General features: G+C 60.4%; 21 protein-coding genes. 13 read left to right on the forward strand and 8 right to left on the reverse strand.

Annotated features, from left to right (window positions below; translation table 11 throughout):
* Positions 1–16 precede the first annotated feature (16 nt).
* Positions 17–1645, reverse strand: coding sequence for a DUF6880 family protein (locus BF95_RS07235; RefSeq protein WP_200866892.1), 1629 nt, complete (start codon positions 1643–1645; stop codon positions 17–19).
* A gap of 350 nt (positions 1646–1995) precedes the next feature.
* Here BF95_RS07235 and BF95_RS07240 point away from each other — a divergent pair, with 350 nt between their 5' ends.
* The 6 genes from BF95_RS07240 to BF95_RS07265 all read left to right on the forward strand — a co-directional run bounded on the left by BF95_RS07240 (position 1996) and on the right by BF95_RS07265 (position 6286).
* Positions 1996–2499 (forward strand): DUF736 domain-containing protein, encoded by a 504-nt coding sequence (locus BF95_RS07240; RefSeq protein WP_043150409.1) that lies wholly within the window; start codon positions 1996–1998, stop codon positions 2497–2499.
* A 76-nt stretch (positions 2500–2575) separates the two neighbouring features.
* On the forward strand, positions 2576–3589 hold the full coding sequence (locus BF95_RS07245; protein WP_043150410.1) for a DUF2493 domain-containing protein: 1014 nt from the start codon (positions 2576–2578) through the stop codon (positions 3587–3589).
* Between the two features lie 30 nt (positions 3590–3619).
* A complete protein-coding gene (locus BF95_RS07250) occupies positions 3620–3883 on the forward strand; it encodes a DUF6117 family protein (RefSeq protein WP_327195424.1) in 264 nt (87 codons plus the stop codon).
* A 158-nt stretch (positions 3884–4041) separates the two neighbouring features.
* Complete coding sequence (locus tag BF95_RS07255) at positions 4042–4530, forward strand: DUF6878 family protein (RefSeq protein ID WP_043150413.1); 489 nt, start codon at positions 4042–4044, stop codon at positions 4528–4530.
* 11 nt (positions 4531–4541) lie between these two features.
* Positions 4542–4916, forward strand: coding sequence for a DUF6915 family protein (locus BF95_RS07260; RefSeq protein WP_043150414.1), 375 nt, complete (start codon positions 4542–4544; stop codon positions 4914–4916).
* 371 nt (positions 4917–5287) lie between these two features.
* Entirely contained in the window at positions 5288–6286 is a 999-nt protein-coding gene (locus BF95_RS07265) for a DUF2493 domain-containing protein (RefSeq protein ID WP_043150416.1), read from the forward strand.
* Positions 6287–6363: 77 nt separating this feature from the next.
* On the opposite strand, the gene BF95_RS28860 is transcribed toward BF95_RS07265, so the two are convergent.
* Positions 6364–6735 carry a hypothetical protein gene (locus tag BF95_RS28860; protein WP_235209620.1) on the reverse strand — a complete coding sequence of 124 codons (372 nt, stop codon included), beginning with the start codon at positions 6733–6735 and terminating at the stop codon, positions 6364–6366.
* A 488-nt stretch (positions 6736–7223) separates the two neighbouring features.
* Between BF95_RS28860 and BF95_RS07275 the strand changes: the two genes are divergently transcribed.
* The 6 genes from BF95_RS07275 to BF95_RS07295 all read left to right on the forward strand — a co-directional run bounded on the left by BF95_RS07275 (position 7224) and on the right by BF95_RS07295 (position 14408).
* Positions 7224–7526 carry a hypothetical protein gene (locus BF95_RS07275; protein ID WP_043150418.1) on the forward strand — a complete coding sequence of 101 codons (303 nt, stop codon included), beginning with the start codon at positions 7224–7226 and terminating at the stop codon, positions 7524–7526.
* Positions 7523–9613 carry a type IV secretion system DNA-binding domain-containing protein gene (locus BF95_RS07280; RefSeq protein ID WP_200866893.1) on the forward strand — a complete coding sequence of 697 codons (2091 nt, stop codon included), beginning with the start codon at positions 7523–7525 and terminating at the stop codon, positions 9611–9613. The genes BF95_RS07275 and BF95_RS07280 overlap by 4 nt, the downstream gene beginning before the upstream one ends.
* The gene (gene mobF, locus BF95_RS30625) at positions 9549–10532 is read left to right on the forward strand and encodes a MobF family relaxase (RefSeq protein WP_327195425.1); all 984 of its coding nucleotides are present in this window, start codon (positions 9549–9551) and stop codon (positions 10530–10532) included. The genes BF95_RS07280 and mobF overlap by 65 nt, the downstream gene beginning before the upstream one ends.
* Positions 10533–10833: 301 nt before the next feature.
* Entirely contained in the window at positions 10834–12513 is a 1680-nt protein-coding gene (locus BF95_RS30630; protein WP_327195427.1) for an ATP-dependent DNA helicase, read from the forward strand.
* A complete protein-coding gene (locus BF95_RS07290; protein ID WP_043150474.1) occupies positions 12503–13024 on the forward strand; it encodes a lytic transglycosylase domain-containing protein in 522 nt (173 codons plus the stop codon). Before BF95_RS30630 ends, BF95_RS07290 begins: the two co-directional genes overlap by 11 nt.
* A gap of 151 nt (positions 13025–13175) precedes the next feature.
* On the forward strand, positions 13176–14408 hold the full coding sequence (locus BF95_RS07295; RefSeq protein ID WP_043150420.1) for an integrase: 1233 nt from the start codon (positions 13176–13178) through the stop codon (positions 14406–14408).
* A gap of 159 nt (positions 14409–14567) precedes the next feature.
* On the opposite strand, the gene BF95_RS07300 is transcribed toward BF95_RS07295, so the two are convergent.
* Positions 14568–14849: a PepSY domain-containing protein gene (locus tag BF95_RS07300; RefSeq protein ID WP_051519892.1), complete on the reverse strand. Its 282-nt coding sequence runs from the start codon at positions 14847–14849 to the stop codon at positions 14568–14570.
* Between the two features lie 198 nt (positions 14850–15047).
* Between BF95_RS07300 and BF95_RS07305 the strand changes: the two genes are divergently transcribed.
* The gene (locus BF95_RS07305; protein WP_235209621.1) at positions 15048–15524 is read left to right on the forward strand and encodes a rubrerythrin family protein; all 477 of its coding nucleotides are present in this window, start codon (positions 15048–15050) and stop codon (positions 15522–15524) included.
* A gap of 119 nt (positions 15525–15643) precedes the next feature.
* Here BF95_RS07305 and BF95_RS07310 read toward each other — a convergent pair whose 3' ends face one another.
* The 5 genes from BF95_RS07310 to BF95_RS07330 all read right to left on the reverse strand — a co-directional run bounded on the left by BF95_RS07310 (position 15644) and on the right by BF95_RS07330 (position 19337).
* Positions 15644–16345 carry a VIT1/CCC1 transporter family protein gene (locus BF95_RS07310; protein WP_043150424.1) on the reverse strand — a complete coding sequence of 234 codons (702 nt, stop codon included), beginning with the start codon at positions 16343–16345 and terminating at the stop codon, positions 15644–15646.
* 123 nt (positions 16346–16468) lie between these two features.
* Positions 16469–17794: a sensor histidine kinase gene (locus BF95_RS07315; RefSeq protein ID WP_043150426.1), complete on the reverse strand. Its 1326-nt coding sequence runs from the start codon at positions 17792–17794 to the stop codon at positions 16469–16471.
* Positions 17787–18473: a response regulator gene (locus BF95_RS07320; protein ID WP_043150427.1), complete on the reverse strand. Its 687-nt coding sequence runs from the start codon at positions 18471–18473 to the stop codon at positions 17787–17789. Before BF95_RS07320 ends, BF95_RS07315 begins: the two co-directional genes overlap by 8 nt.
* Positions 18454–19053 carry a cytochrome b/b6 domain-containing protein gene (locus BF95_RS07325; RefSeq protein ID WP_043150428.1) on the reverse strand — a complete coding sequence of 200 codons (600 nt, stop codon included), beginning with the start codon at positions 19051–19053 and terminating at the stop codon, positions 18454–18456. The genes BF95_RS07320 and BF95_RS07325 overlap by 20 nt, the downstream gene beginning before the upstream one ends.
* Entirely contained in the window at positions 19053–19337 is a 285-nt protein-coding gene (locus BF95_RS07330; protein WP_043150429.1) for a PepSY domain-containing protein, read from the reverse strand. Before BF95_RS07330 ends, BF95_RS07325 begins: the two co-directional genes overlap by 1 nt.
* Positions 19338–19355 lie beyond the last annotated feature (18 nt).

Raw genomic sequence — 19355 nt, forward strand, 5'->3', positions numbered from 1 at the left:
CGATCCTGCGGCATCGCTATCGCCGCGTCGCCAGCGACTGTCCTCGTTCGAAAATTCTTACGCCGTCGCCTTGCAACGCCAGCGGCAGACCGGCGTCAGCCAGTTCATCCTTCGGACAGCTAACCCGTTGCAGCCCTTCCGCACGACCAGTAGTGCGCCCAGGTCTCAGGAATATATTGTGGCGCTGGTCGCTTGAACAGAAATGGTCTGCGATCAGCTCCCAGAAACCACGCTTGCGTCCATGCTGTGCCTGGAGCGTTGCTACATAGGTTTCATGGTCGGGATGACTGCCATAATCATCGATCCGTCGGGCAAGATGCGCGCAGCTTTCCAGATGGCGGGCGGCGTGCGGATATCGTTTGACCCGCGCCCGCTCCAGCGCGAAATCGACCATCGCGCGAAGCGCCAATGTGGCCGCCAGCGGATGGCGGCTTTCCAGCGCCTCGGCAGCATGGTTGAGCAGTTCATACGGATCGCCATCCAGCTCGTCAGCGCGCGCCAGCACCATAGCTGCCGCGCCCTCGATATCAGGCCAGGCGAGCAGGAAATGCAGGGCATGGGATAAGGACGGGAAAGCGCGGACATGGGCCAGCGCCTTCTTCTCCGCGTCGAGATCGTCAAAATCGGGCAGGCGTTTGAGATAGGCCCGCAGATATTCAGGCTCGAGCGCCGTGGCGAACCTATCCCATCGTTCGGCCTGCGCCTCGTCGGTGCGGCCCAGGGAATCGAGGATAGCAATCCGCACCCGGTCCCAATCCGGCCAGTGGCCACCTTTCTGCCGTACGGCCTGCGCGTGCTCGATAGCCGCCATCGCCTCGTCCGTCCGGCCCGCGTCGCCCAAGCGCTCGGCGATCGCCGCGGCGATGGCGGGATTGTCGCGCTGTTCGACGGGATATTGGGCTATGAAAGCATCCACATCACCCAGCGCATCGGCAATGTCCAGCAGCGCGGTCTGGACCGTGCGGGCGTGACGCCGGAACTCGATGTCATCCTCGTAGAGGACGCCGCCTGACCCATAGCCGATGATCTGCCGGTCGGCCTGCGCCTGGCGTTTCGGAGGGTTTGTCGCCATCGCCTCGAACCTTGTCTTGAGCAAGCGGAGGCCGCCTTCCGCCAGAACTGGCGCCATCAGGGCGATGAGTCCGTCAAACTGGCCATAGCCATTGTCGCAGACGCTATCGAATACCCTGTCCGCTAGCCGGGCGGTTGGCATTTTCGCTGCCGCGGCCAAGGGCGCAAGATCGGGTAACGCAGTGGCGAATATCGTGCCCATCTGGCCGCTGCTATCATCGCAGCGATCGAACACTGGCCTTGCCAGGGCCACCAGCTTCCAGATCAGATCCAACGCCGTCGCCGGATCATGGGGGGCGACATGATCCATGATCGCTCTCCGTTGCGTCTCTATGTCCGCTGCCAGCAGCTTTACCTTGTGCCAGTCGACAAAGGCTTTCGCCTTGGCGATGGTCGCAAGCCGCTTGCCGATCTCGCCGGCAACATCCCCGCTGCCACGCACGCTGGCCAGCTCCAGCCGCAACCGCCGCTTGGCCTGCGCGTCCCCCGTCACAAGCTCCAGTAGCAACTGCGCCAGGCGCTGGGCGCCAAGCGCTTCGAGGTTGGTCTGATTGAGGGTTTTGGATGTGGCCATGCGCCATTTCTGTCGTCCCGGAACGATGGGCGTCAAGAGTGGAATGATATCGGAACTGGGAAAGGGCGACTGCCCGCGCGGTGCGCGGGCACCGGGCTGGCGGGCTTGCGCCCCAAGCCCCGCTGCGCGGGTCTTGGCCCTGACGGGCGCACATCCCTGCCGCGTGGGGAGGGGGTTTGCCCAAAACGAAGGCGCGGTGGGGCGTGGGGCCTTGGGGGCATAAGGCGGAAAGGCAGCGGGTCGCCGCTACCAGTGGCGCAGGGGGCGAGGGCAGGATCAGAGGAGAGGAGGATCTGAAAAGATTGTCGCCGGAAATGGGTTTCGAGCGATTATCTGGAAAGGTTAAGTCAATGAACATCGGAGAAGTTCGTATCGTCAATGGTCGTCTGGAAGGCCGTGTCGCCACCCGCACCATCGATCTCCCCCGCATCGGCCTGCGCAAGGTCGACAGCCAGAACCCCCGTGCGCCGGTCTATGAAATCCTCGCCCTCAACGTCGCACGGCGCTGGGTGCAGGTCGGTGCGCTGTGGGAAGCGGTGGCCAAAAAGTCGGGCGAAATATTCCTCGCCGGCAATATCGATGATCCCAGCCTGCCCGAACCGCTGCCGGTGGCCTTTTTCCCGACCGACAATGGCGGCTATTCGATCGCCTGGCGGCGCGACACGCTGCGCTCGGACTTTGGCGGCACCGGCTTTGGCGCCGCCAATTATGACCGGATGGGCGGCGGTGACGCTGGCTATGATCGGGCAGAGGATAGCGGCTTTGGCGCTAGCACCGCTGCCATGGACGGGTCGCTAGCCGGTGCCGACGCGGGGTTCGACAGGCAAGCCGACTTTGAACGGCTGAACGGCTGATCATCCGCACTGTGGCCGGGGAAGCATTCGCTTCTCCGGCCATTTTTTTGTCATGCCATCACCCAGGAGACAATCCATGTCCCAGGATAATGCCCGCAGCGTCGACAGCTTTGCTGATCTTAAAACGCTCTATGCCGCCATCACCGCCAGTCCCGATTTTCAGCGGGCCTTTGGCGATCCGATTCCGCTCAGCATCATTGAGCCGGGCGAAAGCGCAGGCGAACATGACATGCCCGAACCGCTTGCCGCGCAGGCCGAATGCGGCGCCGTCATTGCCACCATCTTCGACCTGTTTTCCGGTACCCGGCTCGAACCGCTGGCCGCCGAGATCGCCTGGGGGTTCGTCAACAGCTTCCATTTCGTGGCGTCCAGACTAGAGCGGCGCGAGGACGCGCTGGTCGATGAACTACGCGACATGCTGCGGCGGCCCGATCTTTCCGAAGTCTTCAACAGCGAGCTGGAAGAACGGCAGTTGCTGTGCCAGTCGACCACCGAACAGCGCGAAGCGATCGAATGTATGCGCGACTATGCCGCCCATATGTATAGCGCCCAGTCGGGCTGGCCCTGGTCGCCCTCCAGGGGGACGCGGGCGTCGCCTGCATCCAGCGCCACCCAGATCGCGGTGCAGGATTTCATGCGCGCCCGCGATCTGGCTGCGCGTGAGCGTTATCTGCCCAAAGGCCCGATTGTGGTCGCCTCCGGCCATGCCGACTGGCATGACTGGCAACCGATATGGGACCGGCTCGATCTGGTGCGCAAGCGGGTGCCGCACATGACATTGGTGACAACAGCCCAGCGCAAGGGGTTCGACGCGATCGTCGCGGCCTGGGCCGGTGACCGCGGCGTGCCGCTGGTCGCTTACACTCTGGCGGGGTCCGGTCGCAAAGCCCCGTTCCTGCGCAACCGCAAGATGGTGGAATTGAAGCCCGTCGAAGCGGTGCTGGGCGAAGGATCGGGCATTCAGGCCAATCTCTACCAGGCGCTGCGTAAGGCGGGCATTCCAATCCATGCCTTCCGCAAGGCGGATCAGGCCCCGGCCGAGGCCGTGGGCAGGCCTGGCGCTGTGCGCCGGCGCAGCGCCGCTGCCTGATCGTCCAATCTACTAAACCGGGGACGGCGCATGAGCGACCGTCCTCTTTTTTGGGAGGCCAATATGGCGATACCTGATTCGTACCGGCGGAATTTTCAAACGCTGCTGCGGGCAGCGGAAGACGGCAATCTTGCGCTGATGGAATGTACCGATTCCGTGACGGGCGAACCAAAATATGTTCTGTGCGCGGTTGGACGGGATGGAGAGGCTTATATTATGACGCCTTTCGGGCATCTGTGTGAAGGCGATCCCTACCTCGCCTATGTGCCGCCGGGAAATCCTGAAACATACTGATCGCAGATCTGCGCGCGTGGCGGGCAGGCGTCTACGGCGACCGGCGGACTATTGTTATCAAGTAAGCAATCGCTAGCTAACGGCCCCGAGATAGGAGCGGAGGAGGGGGGATGTGGCGCGATGGCAGGATCATCGCGTAGCTATGAAGGAACCTGCGCATGGAAGAAGGATCAGAACAGGGCGATGCGTCTGTGTCGCCTGTGGTGGTAGACGACATCATGGCCAGATGGGCGCGCCGGGAGGCGCAGGAGGCGCAGCTTCTGCCGGTGAACAAGACCAATATTTTCGCAATATTGGCGGCTGCTGGCATGGCCATGGTGCTGATCCGTTTCGATGGATCGGGCGATAGCGGCCAGATCGAAGAGATGGAGGCGCGCGATGCACAGGGCATCAGCCTTCCGATAACCGATACGCCGGTGAACATGCTGGTCCTGCCTTGGGGCGAGCATATCTCCAAATCCGAAACGGTCCCGCTGGGCCAGGCCCTGGAAAATATCACCTATCATTTACTGGGTTCAGCCCATCCGGGCTGGGAAAATGGAGACGGGGCCTTTGGTGAATTTACCTTCGATGTTGCCGCAGGAACGATCCGGCTCGACCATTATGACCGCTATACCGCCACGGAAGAATTTACCCACCATTTCTAAAGGAGCGGATCATGGGACATTGCTATCATCATGCGCTTTCGAGCGTACGCAAATGGGGCGGCGAGGCCGAAGATTTCCTGCCTCTTCACCAATGGTTCGACGAGCCGTCCAAACTCATCATCGCTGACTATCGGCACCGAAGCCTGCGCCATCATGCCGAAGGCATTTTCATGGCGGAGCATTTTTTCGGACCAACGATCACCCTTTCAACCGGCCGCATTGTTCCCGTGCGCCTGATCGCCGAACAGCATGTCATCGAGGATCTGGGATTTATTCCTTCCTTTGCCGATTGGGTTCGCGCCATCAAGCCCGAACCATGGATGGGACGAGCGCAGCCTATCCATAGCCTGGTCGATCCCTTTGCTATCACCGCGGCGGCGGCCTGAACTTTGGCATATTTAGGCGCGATGCCCCGGCAGTGTTTATGTTCAAACGGGGTTTGCTGATGGCGTAATATCGCCAGGTCATCCCAGGATCCATTCCCGAATCAGGGGCATCGAGCCCCAGATTCGGGAGCCTCCTCTCTTCTCTCAACTCTTTTTAGTGTGGCACGGGGTCAGCACCGGCCTCAAGGACGGCGGGGCCCCACCATTTTTTCCGGCGGGTCTGACCTGTGTCTGTAGATCCAGCCTGAGTGGCCGCCAGAAAAAATCGTGACCCCCACCGCCGCTGCGCGGTCGGGCTACGCCCGATCCTTGACCCCGGTGCTCGGAGCCCTTGCCGAAGAGAAAATCTCAAACTGTAAAGAGGAGGTTTCATGACAAGGATTTTCCGTACCATCCGTTCTTTCCCCGAAATTGCCGACCTGCTGGCGCTCGAAACAGGGCAGGTGTCCGACCGCTTCAGCCAGGCTTTTACCGAGACGATCGACGGTTTCCGCATGGGGCATGTAGAAGAGGAGAGCGATGCCGGGATGCCCGATCCCTGGCAGGTGCAGCAGGCGACCGAACTGATGATCTGTACCCTGTTTGACGTCCTGCGAGACACAAGGCTTGAAAGCATGGCTGGGCGGATCGCCTGGGGGATCGTGCACAGCTTCCACAAGGTTGCAGGACAGCTCGATGGCGAGGCGGACAAGGCAGCGCTCAAGGTCCGGGATCTGATCCGCGATGCCGACGGCAGCGAGGTGCTGATGGCGCAGCTGGAGGAAGCGCAAACTATCTGCCAGTCCCTCGACCAAGCGCGCGATGCGGTGGCTTGCATGCGCGACCATGCCGCAGGAAGTTATCATAACGAAACCGGGCGACCCTGGTCTTCACCGCGGGGATCGCTGGTGTCGAGCAAGCGCACAGCCTCGGTGGTTGCCGCCCAGGACTTCCTGGCCGCTCGCAGGGAGAAAAAGGCCGCAAGCCATTCCCCAAAGGGACCGATCGTCATATTCTCCGGTGGGCAAGCCTGGGAGGATCATGACCAGATCACTACGACCCTTGATGCGATACGCCAGCGCATTCCGACAATGGTGCTGGCGACGAGCGCGCAGGACAAGGGATGCGATGCGATCGCGGCATCCTGGGCGGCACGCAGCGGTACACCACTCATTGCGTTCACCCTCAACCGCAAGCTGGGACAAAGGGCCGGGTTCGCCCGCAATGAGCAACTCCTGTCACTGCAGCCGGTCGAGGCGGTGGTGTGCGAAGGCTCAGGGCTTCAGTCCCATCTGGCACGATTGGTCCGCGCAAAAGGCGTGCCCGCGCACTTCTTCCGGCTTGCAGATCAGCGGAGCGGCTCAGCAGGGCAGCGTCACAGCGCGGCCTGACGGGAAGGGGTGAGGAGGATCGGTTCGGGTTTGTCGGACCGGTCCTCCTGTTTTACCGTCGGGATATGTCGCCCCGCTCAGGGACCCGCAAGGGGTCCGTCGCGGAGCGATGCGGTGTCGCCCTTTGAGCGACCCCGGCCTCCTGCGCGCGGCTCCGCCGTGCTCGTCGCAGGGACGCCCTGCGGGCGCGGGTCGGGTTGTTGGTTATGTGCGATTGTGGCGGGCGGCAGGGCCTTGAGCGTAGCGACAGAAGCTGTGCCACCAGCGCGAATCGCGTGGGTGAGAATGTCGCGCAATTCGCGTTCGGTCAAAAATTCGATCGGCAGTTCGGAGACGATAGCGGCATATTTGCCGCGCAATGCGCGGCGGGTCTGGCCGATCTCCTGCGCAACTTTCCTCTGTCGCGCTTCAAGGTCAGCGAGGCGTTCGCGTTCGGTCATTCTGGGCATGGCATCTTCCTTTCAGATGGCCTGCCCGCCACCTGTTTCTTATCGATGGAGTGCATCATGATCGCAATGGAAATGTTGCAGCTGGGGTGCGTTTGCCTGTGGCGCGATGTGCCGCAGAAAAGAACAAAAACCCCTGCGGGGAGCCCCGCGCCTTCCGGCACGAGGCAGCGCAGTGGCAAGCGCGCTGCGAAGGAAGGACGCACGGCACGAGGCCGTTTTGTAATGCACCGTACGCACGGATGCTGCGAACGCGAAACGCCCTAATTTCCGTAGCTTATGCCCGTCACACCGGTCGGACAGTTTGTCACTGATCGTCATACCGGTATGACGCCCGATCAGTCGATCTATGCTAAGTCTTTGATCGCCCATGTCATCATTTGTCCGACGTGGCAGACACTGAACATTTCTCTATGGCATTGAGATCAAGCGACGAATCTGCTATAAGGCCCGAGCTTCACTACCCGTCGGCGCAGAAACAGGATCTGCGCATGGCCCGAATAACGATCCGTCTCGATGACGCCCTGTTCGACCGACTGGTCGATCAGGCCCATAACAGTGGCAGCACTCCGTCTGCCTATCTTCGTGATATTCTGCACCGCTTTGAGGGGGATGATCCATCGGGCTATCATGCCCGTCTGGATGAGCTGCACGCGACCGCCATTCAGACCCTGGCGATTCTCGCCAAGTCCATTGGCACGCGCACGCCCGACATATTGGCAGCCGGGCTGGCCGATGCCCGACGCCTGCTCAAGGAAAGGGGGCTGCTCGATCCTGAGCAGGATCGGCCATGAGCATTTTCCGGCATGATACATTGGGGTCCTGGACGCGTGGCGGACAGGCGATCGTCCACAATGTCCGCATGACCACGCAGGTCTTCTACCAGACCTTTCTTGCCAGTGTCATTATCTGGGTTGGCGGCATCATCTGGTATGCGCTGGAGAAGTCATCCGACTATGAACGCTTCGTTCTGATGAAGCTCGGCCAGGCAATGGTGATGGGCGATACCATCCCTGGCAACGTCACGCCCATATTGTTCAAGACACCCGCTGGCCGCGAATATTGGACGACGCCCAGAGATATACTGGAATCCGGCATTGCCCATAAGACGCTTGTCGCTTTCGAAACCTATCTCCTGCACGGGGCGGCGCTTTCGGGCCTATTTGCCCTCGCTATGCTGTTCTGGGCCTGGTTCTATTTTACCCGCATGGGCAGGGGGCTCGGGTCGAACCAGTTCCTGCGCGGTGCGCGCTTTGGAACCGTGCGGCAGATACGCCGGGCGTTGCGCTGGCAGAAGCGCGGCAGCCTCGCCATCGGCGGCGTTCCCGTGCCTCACGCATTCGAGCCAGAGCATATCCTCATCTGCGGCGCGCCTGGCACAGGCAAGACCAACCTCATCATCAAGATGCTCGACGGGGTACGCAAGACGAAGCGCCGGGCTATCATATATGACACTGCGGGTACGTTTGTGGAGAAATTCTACCGGCCAGGCACCGACATCCTCCTCAACCCGCTCGATGCCCGCGCTGATGCCTGGGCCCCCTGGGTCGATGTGCCGCGCGACTATCATTATGACCAGATTGCGGAATCGACCATCCCCGACAAGACCGGCGATCCCTTCTGGGCGAAAGCGGCGCGCGGCACGCTGGTCGCCGTCATGCGCAAGTTGGCGCGGCAGGAACGGACCCTGGTTTCGATCCTGCTGGACACCCTGCTTCGGTCCAAGCTCAAGGAACTGGCCGCTTTTGCCGCCGGAACCGATGCGTCGGCCTTTATTTCCATTGAAGGGGAACGAACCTCAGCGGGCATCCAGGCGGAACTCGCTTCGGTCATGCGCAGCTTCTCCTATCTGGATGATACAGATGATGGCCTGTCGATCCGCGATTGGGTCGCCAATGAAAAGGATGATAGCTGGCTATTCATTACCGTAAAGGCTGACCAGTTGCCCTCGCTTCGTCCGCTGATAACGGTCTGGCTGGACATCGCGATCAGCGCCATCATGAGCCTGGAGCCGGACCAGGATCGGCGTCTTTACTGTGTGATCGATGAACTGCCATCACTCCAGAAACTGCCCTCGCTCTCCGACTTTCTGGCCCGCGCCCGCAAATATGGCGGATGTGGTATATTGGGGTTTCAGAGCTATCCGCAGCTTGAAGCCACCTATGGTATTCAGGATGCAGCAGCCATCACCGGCTATTGCTCGACCTGGGTAGCGCTGCGCGCCAACGACACCCCGACCGCAAGGCATGTCAGCGAAAATCTGGGACAGGTTGAACAGGTCGAAGCCAATGAGGGCATGTCCTACGGCGTCAACGATATGCGCGATGGGGTAAATCTGTCGCGCATGCAAGTGACCCGGCCGTTGGTCATGCATACCGAGGTTACCAACCTTCCCAATCTCGTCGGCTATCTGCGTTTTGGTCGCAGTCTTCCGGTTGTGCGCTTTATCGACAGCTATAATAAGTTGCCCTCAATTGCTGTCGCGTTTGCAGAGCGGATTGCCCCGCCTGTCCGCCTGTCACCGCAGTTGGATGGGGAAGGGGCACCGACAAACACTGCATCGAAACGCGGGGCCAGGCTGACCCGTCGCAAGACTTCATCGTCATCCCACGCGACCGCCGAAATTCCGCCTGAACAAGAAGCCGGTTTTGGCGGGGTAGATGCGCCCGCACCAAATGCCGTTATGCCGAGCAGGAATGATGGTGAAAGCCAAGCGCCACCTGTACCACCGCCGTTGGAGCTTTTTGGCAAGCCCGCGGCTTCCGCCTTTCCCAGCATGCGCGTCATGATGGTGCTCGCAACAGGGCGACGCCGGCATGATCCATCCTCGTCGCTTGAAGGGCACACCGACCAATCTCACCCGCTATTATATGGTGGGTGATTATTACACCAAAGGTGCCGACGAACATTCGCAATGGGGTGGCGCCATCGCTGCGGAGCTTGGACTGAACGGTAAGGTCGATCCCTCGACCTTCCAGGCTTTGCTTGATGGGAAGGTCGATGAGCAGAAGCTGGGGCGCCGCCGCGGCGAAAGCAAGATCCAGCATCATCCAGGATGGGACTTTGCAGTGAATGCGCCAAAATCGGTGTCGATCATGGCGCTCGTTGCTGGTGACGAACGGGTCATTGCCGCGCATGAAAAAGCGGTGAGCGTGGCGCTATCCTATCTGGAGGAACATGCGACGCTGCGTCACCGGGTCGATGGCAACATCACTCATGAAACCACCGGGCGTCTGATCTATGCTCGGTTTACCGAACATGCCTCGCGCGAACTGGACCCCCACCTCCATACCCATGTCGTGATCATGAACATGACAAATCGGGGGGACGGAACGCCCATGTCCAGCCTCGAAACCCGGGCGATGTTTTCAGAACAGATGGTTGCAGGGCAGGTTTATCGCAACGATCTGGCCCATCGGCTTAAAGAACTTGGCTATGGAATCGACTATGATCCGCGCAAGGGACTGTTCGAGATTGGTGACGTACCCAAAGAACTCATCAAACATATGTCCCAGCGCGCGGAGCAGATCGAGGCGCATGCGAGAGAAAATGGGCTGGCGGGCCAGGCGGCCCGACGTATGTCCTTTTACCAGACGCGCGGTCCCAAGGAAAAACTTGCCCTGGACGCGCTGCACGGCCGTTGGTCAGCACGCCTGGGTGTCCACCAAGATGCTATCGAAGGCGTACAGGAGGCGGCCCGAGCAGAAGGGGGAGCGCCGCCTTGGTATCGAACCCGCCACCGCTGCGCGCGCCATGCTCTTTGGCCTGCGCCAGGCGGAGGGGCGCGAGGCGGTCAATAATCTGGGCAAGCTGTTGCGTATCAGCCTTGCCTCCCATGTCGGCGAAGTACGGTTGGAAGACATCCGCCCCCTCGCGCAGGGGCATGAAGCCAGAGCCAGGCTGCTTGAAACCCGCCAGCCAACTGGCGACGAAATCCACACGCGCGGGCGCACTTCGCGTCGAACCGCGCGGCTTGAACTGGCGCTCTCGGATCAACTCGCGCTCGCGCTCAATGATGCAAAGCCAATCGCCACCGGCAAGAAACTTCAAAATCTGGCTGGCGAAAATGGCCTCAACGCCGAGCAGGCTGCGGCGTTGGTGATGATCGGCACGACGGTTGACCGCGTGGTCGGTGTCCATGGCGTTGCGGGCGCGGGCAAATCGACGCTGGTCAGGGTATTGAACGCAGCCGCCGGGCCTGAAACGACCCTGATCGCGCTGGCACCCACCTCCTCGGCCGCCGCCAATCTGGGTTACAGCGCGGGAATAGAATCGCGGACCGTGGCCAGCCTGATCGCGGGTGGTGGCCGCAATGTCGATGACAGCCATGTCCTGATTCTTGACGAGGCCGGACAGCTTGGCAACCGCCAGGCGATGCGGGTGCTGGAGATCAGTCGCAAGACCGGCGCGCGCCTGATTCTGCTCGGCGATAATATGCAGACCGGTGCGATCGAGCAGGGTAAGCCTTTCTGGCTCATGCAGCGCTTGGGGCTGCCCAAGGCAGAACTGACCGCATCGGTTCGGCAGGAAACACGCCCTATGAAGGTCGCAGTGACGCAGGCCCGGCTTGAGAATTATGGGGCTTCGCTGGCATCGCTCGACAAAGTGGTAAGTGGCGATACCGCCGAAAATCTGGCGCAAGCGCTTGTAGGAGAGTGGACGCGCCTCGGTGCCAAGAGCCGCACCAAGACCAACATATTGGTGCTGGAAAATGCCACCCGTCTCATCCTCAACGACAAAATTCGCGAAGCGTTGAAGGCCGAAGGAGCGCTCGCCGGACAAGATACCGGGTTTTCCGTTCTGACGCCTTCCGGGATGACGGATCAGGAAAAGCGTTTCCCCCGCTTCTACACGCGCGGGCAGATCGTGCTTTTCTCGCGCGACGATATTGGTCTTGGTGTCGCCCAGGACAGGGAATATCGGGTCGCTGGAATTGCCAAGGACGAGACAGGGCGACAGCGGGTCCGCCTTTCCGATGAAAACGACCGCACAATACTGTGGGATCCACGCTTGGGTCGGACGTCAAAGGTCAATATCTTCAATGAGGAGCATTGTGATCTGGCCAAAGGCGATCGGATCCAGTGGCGTCTCGTCGATCATGCGCTCGGTATCCGAAATGCTGACCGGGGAACCGTAGAAAAGCTGACAGATCGAACCGCGACGATATTATGGGATCGTGACGGCAGACGTCAGGAAATTGACCTCACACGACACAAGAACTGGGACCATGGATATGCGGAAACGGTCTATTCCGCACAGTCAAAAACCTATGATCGTGTCTATGTGCTCGCTCCGGTAGGTTCGTCGCTGGTCACTGGTAAGAATTATTACACGGCCATCACCCGCGCGCGCTTTGGGGTGAAGCTTTGGACGGAGAGTGCGGATCGCCTGATCGAAAAGCTTGAACGCAATTCTGGCACCAAGACCTCTGCGCTCGAAGGGCTTGGTCGGCTCGACAAGGACAGCGTGAAGGGCAGGGCAGTCAGACATGAGCAACGCTGGGACGAGTTGCGGTTGCTACAGCAGGCGAATCGGGAAGCGCGCAAAATGCGGACATTTGATGAGCGAGAGAGGCGATCACAGCCGATGCCTGGCAGTCTGGCGACGAGCCTTGCCGGCCGCGCACAGTCGGTTGCACAGATGGTTGATCGGTGGCTGACGTCATTGCTGACCAAGTCCGACAACCAACATCGGCAGAGTATCGATCAAGCAGCGTCACGACAATCTGATGTTAATACGCCACCCCAATCGCGTGATCATCGAGGTGGTCATGATCGTTGAATGGGCAACCAGCGTTTGCCGTATTGGGGTCACGTTGCTCGCAATGTTGATGCTGACGCAAACTGCGCCCGCACAAGCCAAATCAATACTCTCTGCTTCGCACGAAGCGAAGATCGAACAATGTATTCGGCAGGCAGCGGCGGGACACGAATGGCTCGAAAGGACGCTGTGGGGACTGCGCGACCAGGAAGGTGGGTGGATTGGTGCCGAGATTTTGACCACAGACGGCAGCTATGATTTGGGACCGATGCAGGTCAATAGTTGGTGGGTGGGACGGATTTCCAGAATCCTCCGCCATCGCGGGTCGGATGTGCGCCATTGGTTGATCCACGATGCGTGTTTTAATGTGCGGGCCGCACGTTGGATATTTCTATCTGGGCTCGCTGTGACGGGTGATTACTGGCAGGCTGTTGGCGCCTACCATAGTCCGACAAAGCTGCGTCAGCAGCGCTATCGGGCGAATGTCGCGGAAAAACTGATTAAAAGATTTGGTTCGGATTTATTCGAATGAAAATATACCAAGCTGCAACTAAATCAGAGAACGAGCCTCCGTAATTATTTGAAAAGTGGATAGAAGAAACTAAGACTGGACACTCGATAATTGCAGTTATCACATAAGCGGAATTGACGCCTCTTTATAGGGTGGGCTACGCATCACGGCGATGGATCACCGGGCGCCCCTCGACGATAATGCCCTGATTGCAGGAGAAACTACGCCAGCGCCGCCGGCTCCGGCTGATGATCTCTGCTGGGCGGTGGTGAAGATGCACGCGGTCGAGCGCACTGTTGTCAACGAACCGCTGATCGCCGCGTACCAAGCGGCATCCTCGCCGCACAGCATCCGCGCGCTCAAGTCCGACCTCGAGGCATTCGACCTCTGGTGCCGGCGGCACAGCTGTGTCGCCCTCCCGGCATCGCCTGAAATCGTGGCGGACTATCTTGATGCGCGCGCGGAGAAGGGGAGCAAGCCAGCGTCGCTTGGCCGCTACAAGGCGTCGATCGCCAAGATCCACCTGCTGCTTGACCTCAAGGACCCGACATCGGCACCCCTGGTGAAACTTCGGTTCGCAGCGGTGCGACGGGAGAAGGGCACGGCGCAGAAGCAGGCGCGACCTTTGCGGTTCAAGGGCCCCGTGCGCGACGTCGAGCGCGACAAGGCGCGGGGGCTCAACATCCGCGCGCTGCTCGAGAGTTGTGGGGACGACCTACCAGGGCTGCGCGACCGCGCCTTGCTGTCGGCTGCCTATGACACCGGCCTCCGCGCCTCTGAGCTGGTCGCGGTCACGGTCGAGCATATCGAGGAAGCGATTGACCCCGAGGCGCGCCTGCTCCAGATACTGCGCAGCAAGGGCGATCAGGACGGGGAGGGGGCAACCGCCTATCTGAGCCCACGCACTGTGGCGGCGATCGCGGCCTGGACCGAAGCAGCCGGGATCACGGCGGGGCCGCTGTTCCGGCGGGTGCAGGTGCGGCGCTACAAGAAACGCCCCGCCGTGCGGGGTCGGTCGATCGACAGCATTTCGGGGCGAGAAACCTGGGATCTGCGCAAGACGCTCTCCAAACCGGCGGTGAAGGCGCGCGTCGAATATGACATCGGCAGCGTGGCGCTGCACCCCGGGTCGATCGGGCCGATCTTCCGGTCGATCATCCGGCGCGCGTTCGATCTCGGCGCGCTGCCCGATCTCACGGCCGAGGATCTGGCTCGGCTGCTGAAGGGAATCAGCGCGCACTCGACGCGGATCGGCCTAAACCAGGACCTGTTCGCCAGTGGCGAGGATCTCGCTGGAATCATGGACGCATTGCGCTGGAAAAGTCCGCGCATGCCGCTTGCCTACAATCGCAATTTGGCTGCGGAACACGGGGCTGCTGGACGACTAATGGCGAAGATCGGATAGGATTGGATTGGAATCGTCTGGCACGGTCACCGCGATTGATATGACCATCGGCACGGCCTTAATTTTGAACTCGGAGCGGGCCGATATTTCGTCTCTCCTGACGCGAATTTTGCCCACGACGGGAGAGACGGTGATCGGGAGGGGCGATTCCCTCTGTAATCAATCTACGTTGTTCTGGACGATCGCGCCCGTTGCCGGGTTGAAATAGACCTCAGCGCGTTTGCCGTCCTTGGTGTGAGCATAGATTTCATAGCAGCTTCCGGACACCTGGAAGACCTTGATATCGCGGTAGCCCATCCGGGCGATCTTGGCCTTCATCTGAGGCTGCGTTAGCCATTTTCCGTGCGGCACCTTGGTGCAGACAGGTGCTGCAAACGCCAACGAGCTAGCAGAAAAGGCGAATACGGTGAGAATGAGCTTGGGCAAAGTGGAACGCTTCATGTGCAATCCTTGATCGTTTGTTGCGGGCAACGCGCCCGGTCTGATCGATTTGGCGCTCGCCGCTGACGAAAGGCTGACAGGCGAAAGAAATAGAGTTCGAACGCGCTGGGAGATTTTCGAGACAGCGTCAGGGGTGTGTCAGGAACTTGGGCGAGATTCCGATTGTCGCCGCTCTTGGCGCAACCCGGAGTTTACATCATGAACCGAATGCTGATTTTGGCGACGACCTGTATGGTTGCCTTCCTGTCCACCGGTGCCATGGCCGCACCCTCCTCGCCGAAGCCGCTTTCGCCCCGGACGCGTGCCAATCTCGAGGCGGCGATGCACGGCGAAGCCTATGCAAACCTTAAATACCTTCGTTACGCCGACCAAGCCGCCGCCGCCGGGAAGCCAACGCTCGCCAAGTTGTTCCGCGAATCCGCGAACATCGAAGCCAACGAGCATTTCGATCGTGAAGCCCAGGCGTTGCCGCTGGGTAGTGGGACCGACGTGAACCTCGAAGACGCGATGGCCGGCGAGCATTATGAGAATGTCACTATGTATGTCGACTTCGCCAATCAGGCAGAGGCCGACGGCGACGTAAAGGTTGCAGCGATGTTTCGTCAGATCGCGGTCGATGAAGGCACGCACTACGAAGCTTACAGGCTTGCGCTGGCCAAAATCACCAATAAGTGACCCCAGCGCACGGTGTCGGCCAGCCGCCCCCGCTGGCCGACACCGATCGTTTCGATTGGGCAACCGATCAGGGGGTGGGGATCGGGGCGACCGCGCGCGACGTCGATGCCCTCAGGGCGTTAAACGGCCGTCCCGACAAGCATGCCGATCCCGGCGGTGAGCGCCATAGCGAGCGCCCCCCAAAACGTAACGCGCACCGTTGCCTTCCAGATCGGAGCACCACCTGCATTGGCACCGACCGAGCCCAGCAAGGCAAGAAACAGCAACGAGGCCGCAGCTTCGATCACCACGAGCCGACTTCCCGGAGCGAAGATCACAATCGCCAGCGGCAGTGCGGCGCCGGCCGTGAAGGTTGCAGCGGAGGTCAGCGCGGCCTGAATCGGACGGGCCGTGGTCATTTCCGAAATGCCAAGCTCATCATGGGCATGGGCGGCAAGCGCGTCCTTCGCCATCAGCTGCCGGGCGACAGACTCTGCAGTTGCTGGATCGACACCTCGCTTCACGTAAATCCCTGCGAGTTCGTCCACCTCCGCCTCAGCATTTCCCGCCAATTCTTTGCGTTCGCGATCAAGGTCAGCATGCTCGGTATCCGACTGCGAACTGACCGAGACATATTCGCCCGCTGCCATCGACATGGCACCAGCAACGAGGCCCGCTGCGCCTGCGACAAGTATGTCCGCCGGCTTTGCGGCGGCCGCGGCGACGCCGATTATGAGGCTCGCGGTTGAAACAATCCCGTCATTTGCGCCAAGCACGGCGGCGCGTAACCAGCCGATGCGAGACACCAAGTGTCGTTCGGAATGCCGGTGAAACCGTGTCATGATCATGTTAGCCTTTCGCAGCGTTGCTGGTCGTTCAGGCAGACATGCAAGCCTAAAACATGAGCCAACTCTGCCTCTATTTTCTGACCAAATCCTGACACGGCCCCGTGCGGGGTTGCATTGTCACGATGGAGATTGAAGCCTTATCCGAAAGAGAGTTCCTCCACCGGGTGGATCTTCAACATCGATCTTTCCCCCATGGGCCTCGACGAGCCGTTTGACGATGCCCAGGCCAAGGCCTGCGCCGTCGCTCGCGCGGCGATCGCCGCGCCAAAATCGTTCGAATATGTGCTCGCGGTCCGCCTCCGAGATGCCCTTGCCATAATCGCGCACCGAAAACTGGGGACCGGGACCGGCAACGATCTCGATGGGACTGCCGCCACTCGTGTGCGCCAGGGCATTGTCGATGAGGTTTCGAATGACCCGAAAGATCGCCTCGTCATGGCCGAGGGCTACCGTATCGCCCGTCTGTTCGAAGCGCAGCTCACGATCCTGTTCGAAAGCTTTGGGTGCGAGCGCGGTGACAACCGCTCGCGCGGTATCGGCAAGGTCTACCGTGTGCGCCTCATCGATCATGAGGGCGTCGGCCTGGGCTAGGTCGAGCATCTGGCCTACCAGCCGGGTCATATAGAGATTGTCGCGCGAGAGTTCTTCGCGATCGCGGCTCTCCGGCAAGCGATCGATACCAAGCTGCATGATTGCGAGCGGGGTCCGCAGTTCATGCGCCGCGTTCGCGGTAAAGGTGCGCAAGATGGCGATGGCACCCTCCAATCGCCCAAGCGCCCGATTGACGGCGCAGACAAGCGTGTGAACCTCGCGGGGGGCTATCGGCTCATAGAGCCGGGCTGCCATATTGTCGGGATCGAGACCGTCGACCTCCTTCTCGGCCTGGCGCAATGGGTCGAGGACACGACGAACGGCAAAAATGTTGAACGTGAGCATAAGCAGGGAGAGGGGAACGAGCGGCAGCACCGCATGCTGCAGGATTTCGGCCCAGATGACCGGCACGTAGGGCCTGAGACCTTCCCCTTCGAATTGCATGAAAAGCCAGCGTTGCTGGCCATTCTGCACGATCGTGCGAACCCCGGAGATGCGATGGCCGGTGCTCGTCCGCTCCCGTTGCGTCCAGTCCACCAGAGCAGCCCGGGCGTGGGTCATTGCATGGTCGGGATCGTGCACCATTGGCTGATTCAGATAACGGACCTGCCAATGGGTCGATCCTGGAGGCCCCTCATGAACATCGGCGGTGTCCGGACTGGCCGCAAGGCGGCTCGCCTCCAGACTGAGGAGCTCCTGCGCCAGTGATTCAGGCTGTCGACTGTAGGTGATGACGACAATGGCGATGTTCAGTACCGCAAAAACGACAGTCAATATCGCCAGCCGAACGGCGATCTGGCGGAACAGGCTCGGTCCCGTTCCTATCGGCGCGGATGTGGCAGCATTATCCATTAGCGAGGCGCGGAGCGAACAAAGCGTAACCTACGCCGTGAACAGTTTTAATCTGAACATCTGCCTCGGCCGCTAAAAGGCGCTTCCGCAGGCGCGATACCGTGGCCTCCAGCGCATTGGGCGTAACCTCCGCATCCATGGAGTATAATGCGCTCTCGAGTCCCGTCTTAGCGACGACATGACCTGATCGACGCAGGAGCTGTTCCAATAAAGCAACCTCGCGTGGGGTTGCATCGATTACCGTTCCGGCGACGCACACCGATCGTTCCGAAGGATCCAGGGTAATGTTGCCGGCGGTTAGCACCGTATCGATTGAGCTGCCGGGCCGCCGCAAGAGCGCTCGGCACCGAGCGGCAAGTTCTGGAATTTGGAACGGTTTCACCAAGTAATCATCCGCGCCGGCATCCAGACCTGCAACGCGATCGTCGAGACCACCCCGCGCCGTCAAGACCATGATAGGTGTCGAATTGCGACGACGGCGCATGGCTCGGATTAGGTCGAGACCGTCGCCATCGGGAAGGCCGAGATCGACGAGCAGCAGATCGTAATGGGAGACCTGTTGGGCATGTTCAGCGCCATCGACCGAATCATACCAGTCTACGGCGAACCCTAACCTGTCCAACCCGTCACGGACAAGTTCCGCTAGCCGCGCATTATCCTCAACTAATAATATGCGCATGATCGACGTCCGTTCCGCTTGCCGCTCTTTTCTTGCCCGTTACCATCGACCATGGCAGATTTTCGCGGTGACGAAAGCTTTCCACGATGGCCGCAGCAACGTGGAGGAAGGCCGCCGCAATTATGAGGTTGGCAATGGTCTCATGTGCTTCCTCAACCCAGGCAACGCCCCAGAAACGGTCGGTGCCCATCATCCAGCCAGTCAGTCCCATCATGGCGATCAGCGCCATCAGCGCCAGCATCATGACGGCCCCTGCCGGGTTGTGGCCTATATGACGCTGCTCCCGGCGCTGGATCAGCGCCTTGAGATATCCGATCAGACGCCGTGGTCCGGGGACAAAATCGATGAAGCGGGCGTGCTTGCTTCCAACGAAGCCCCAGGCGAGCCGGACCACAACGGCCACGACCATCGTGTATCCAAGATAGATGTGAAGATTCTCGACATGCCGCAGGACCGTCAGATTTGCGATGACCCCAAACGCCACGGTCCAGTGAAAAATGCGGACCAATGGGTCCCAGACCCTTATCATCTTGGGGAATTGTGCCTGTGCGCTTGTAGGGGAGGGTGCGATCATGGTCATCACCCGATGTCATTCTGGACGATCGCACCCGTCACTGGGTTGAAATAGACCTCGGCGCGGCGACCATCGCGGGTGCGGGCATACACTTCGTAACAGCTTCCGGACACCTGGAAGAGTTTTACCTTCTGGTATCCCATCCGCGTAATCCGCTCGCGCATCTGGGCTTGCGACATCCAGCGCGCCTGCGGCTGCGTCGTACAAACAGGGGCCGCCGATGCCACCGTCGTGGCCATGAGCGCTGCGCTCGCGCCGAGGATCTTCAACAGGTTCGAGCCGCCGCTCATGGCATTTCTCCTACATCT

This window comes from Sphingobium sp. Ant17, from assembly GCF_000588875.1.
Classification (GTDB): domain Bacteria; phylum Pseudomonadota; class Alphaproteobacteria; order Sphingomonadales; family Sphingomonadaceae; genus Sphingobium.

Excerpts from the sequence above, each read along its gene's own strand:
- BF95_RS07235 (WP_200866892.1), bottom strand. The coding sequence starts at position 1,645 with ATGGCCACATCCAAAACCCTCAATCAGACCAACCTCGAAGCGCTTGGC.
- BF95_RS07240 (WP_043150409.1), top strand. The coding sequence starts at position 1,996 with ATGAACATCGGAGAAGTTCGTATCGTCAATGGTCGTCTGGAAGGCCGT.
- BF95_RS07245 (WP_043150410.1), top strand. The coding sequence starts at position 2,576 with ATGTCCCAGGATAATGCCCGCAGCGTCGACAGCTTTGCTGATCTTAAA.
- BF95_RS07250 (WP_327195424.1), top strand. The coding sequence starts at position 3,620 with ATGAGCGACCGTCCTCTTTTTTGGGAGGCCAATATGGCGATACCTGAT.
- BF95_RS07255 (WP_043150413.1), top strand. The coding sequence starts at position 4,042 with ATGGAAGAAGGATCAGAACAGGGCGATGCGTCTGTGTCGCCTGTGGTG.
- BF95_RS07260 (WP_043150414.1), top strand. The coding sequence starts at position 4,542 with ATGGGACATTGCTATCATCATGCGCTTTCGAGCGTACGCAAATGGGGC.
- BF95_RS07265 (WP_043150416.1), top strand. The coding sequence starts at position 5,288 with ATGACAAGGATTTTCCGTACCATCCGTTCTTTCCCCGAAATTGCCGAC.
- BF95_RS28860 (WP_235209620.1), bottom strand. The coding sequence starts at position 6,735 with ATGCCCAGAATGACCGAACGCGAACGCCTCGCTGACCTTGAAGCGCGA.
- BF95_RS07275 (WP_043150418.1), top strand. The coding sequence starts at position 7,224 with ATGGCCCGAATAACGATCCGTCTCGATGACGCCCTGTTCGACCGACTG.
- BF95_RS07280 (WP_200866893.1), top strand. The coding sequence starts at position 7,523 with ATGAGCATTTTCCGGCATGATACATTGGGGTCCTGGACGCGTGGCGGA.
- mobF (WP_327195425.1), top strand. The coding sequence starts at position 9,549 with ATGATCCATCCTCGTCGCTTGAAGGGCACACCGACCAATCTCACCCGC.
- BF95_RS30630 (WP_327195427.1), top strand. The coding sequence starts at position 10,834 with ATGATCGGCACGACGGTTGACCGCGTGGTCGGTGTCCATGGCGTTGCG.
- BF95_RS07290 (WP_043150474.1), top strand. The coding sequence starts at position 12,503 with ATGATCGTTGAATGGGCAACCAGCGTTTGCCGTATTGGGGTCACGTTG.
- BF95_RS07295 (WP_043150420.1), top strand. The coding sequence starts at position 13,176 with ATGGATCACCGGGCGCCCCTCGACGATAATGCCCTGATTGCAGGAGAA.
- BF95_RS07300 (WP_051519892.1), bottom strand. The coding sequence starts at position 14,849 with ATGAAGCGTTCCACTTTGCCCAAGCTCATTCTCACCGTATTCGCCTTT.
- BF95_RS07305 (WP_235209621.1), top strand. The coding sequence starts at position 15,048 with ATGAACCGAATGCTGATTTTGGCGACGACCTGTATGGTTGCCTTCCTG.
- BF95_RS07310 (WP_043150424.1), bottom strand. The coding sequence starts at position 16,345 with ATGACACGGTTTCACCGGCATTCCGAACGACACTTGGTGTCTCGCATC.
- BF95_RS07315 (WP_043150426.1), bottom strand. The coding sequence starts at position 17,794 with ATGGATAATGCTGCCACATCCGCGCCGATAGGAACGGGACCGAGCCTG.
- BF95_RS07320 (WP_043150427.1), bottom strand. The coding sequence starts at position 18,473 with ATGCGCATATTATTAGTTGAGGATAATGCGCGGCTAGCGGAACTTGTC.
- BF95_RS07325 (WP_043150428.1), bottom strand. The coding sequence starts at position 19,053 with ATGACCATGATCGCACCCTCCCCTACAAGCGCACAGGCACAATTCCCC.
- BF95_RS07330 (WP_043150429.1), bottom strand. The coding sequence starts at position 19,337 with ATGAGCGGCGGCTCGAACCTGTTGAAGATCCTCGGCGCGAGCGCAGCG.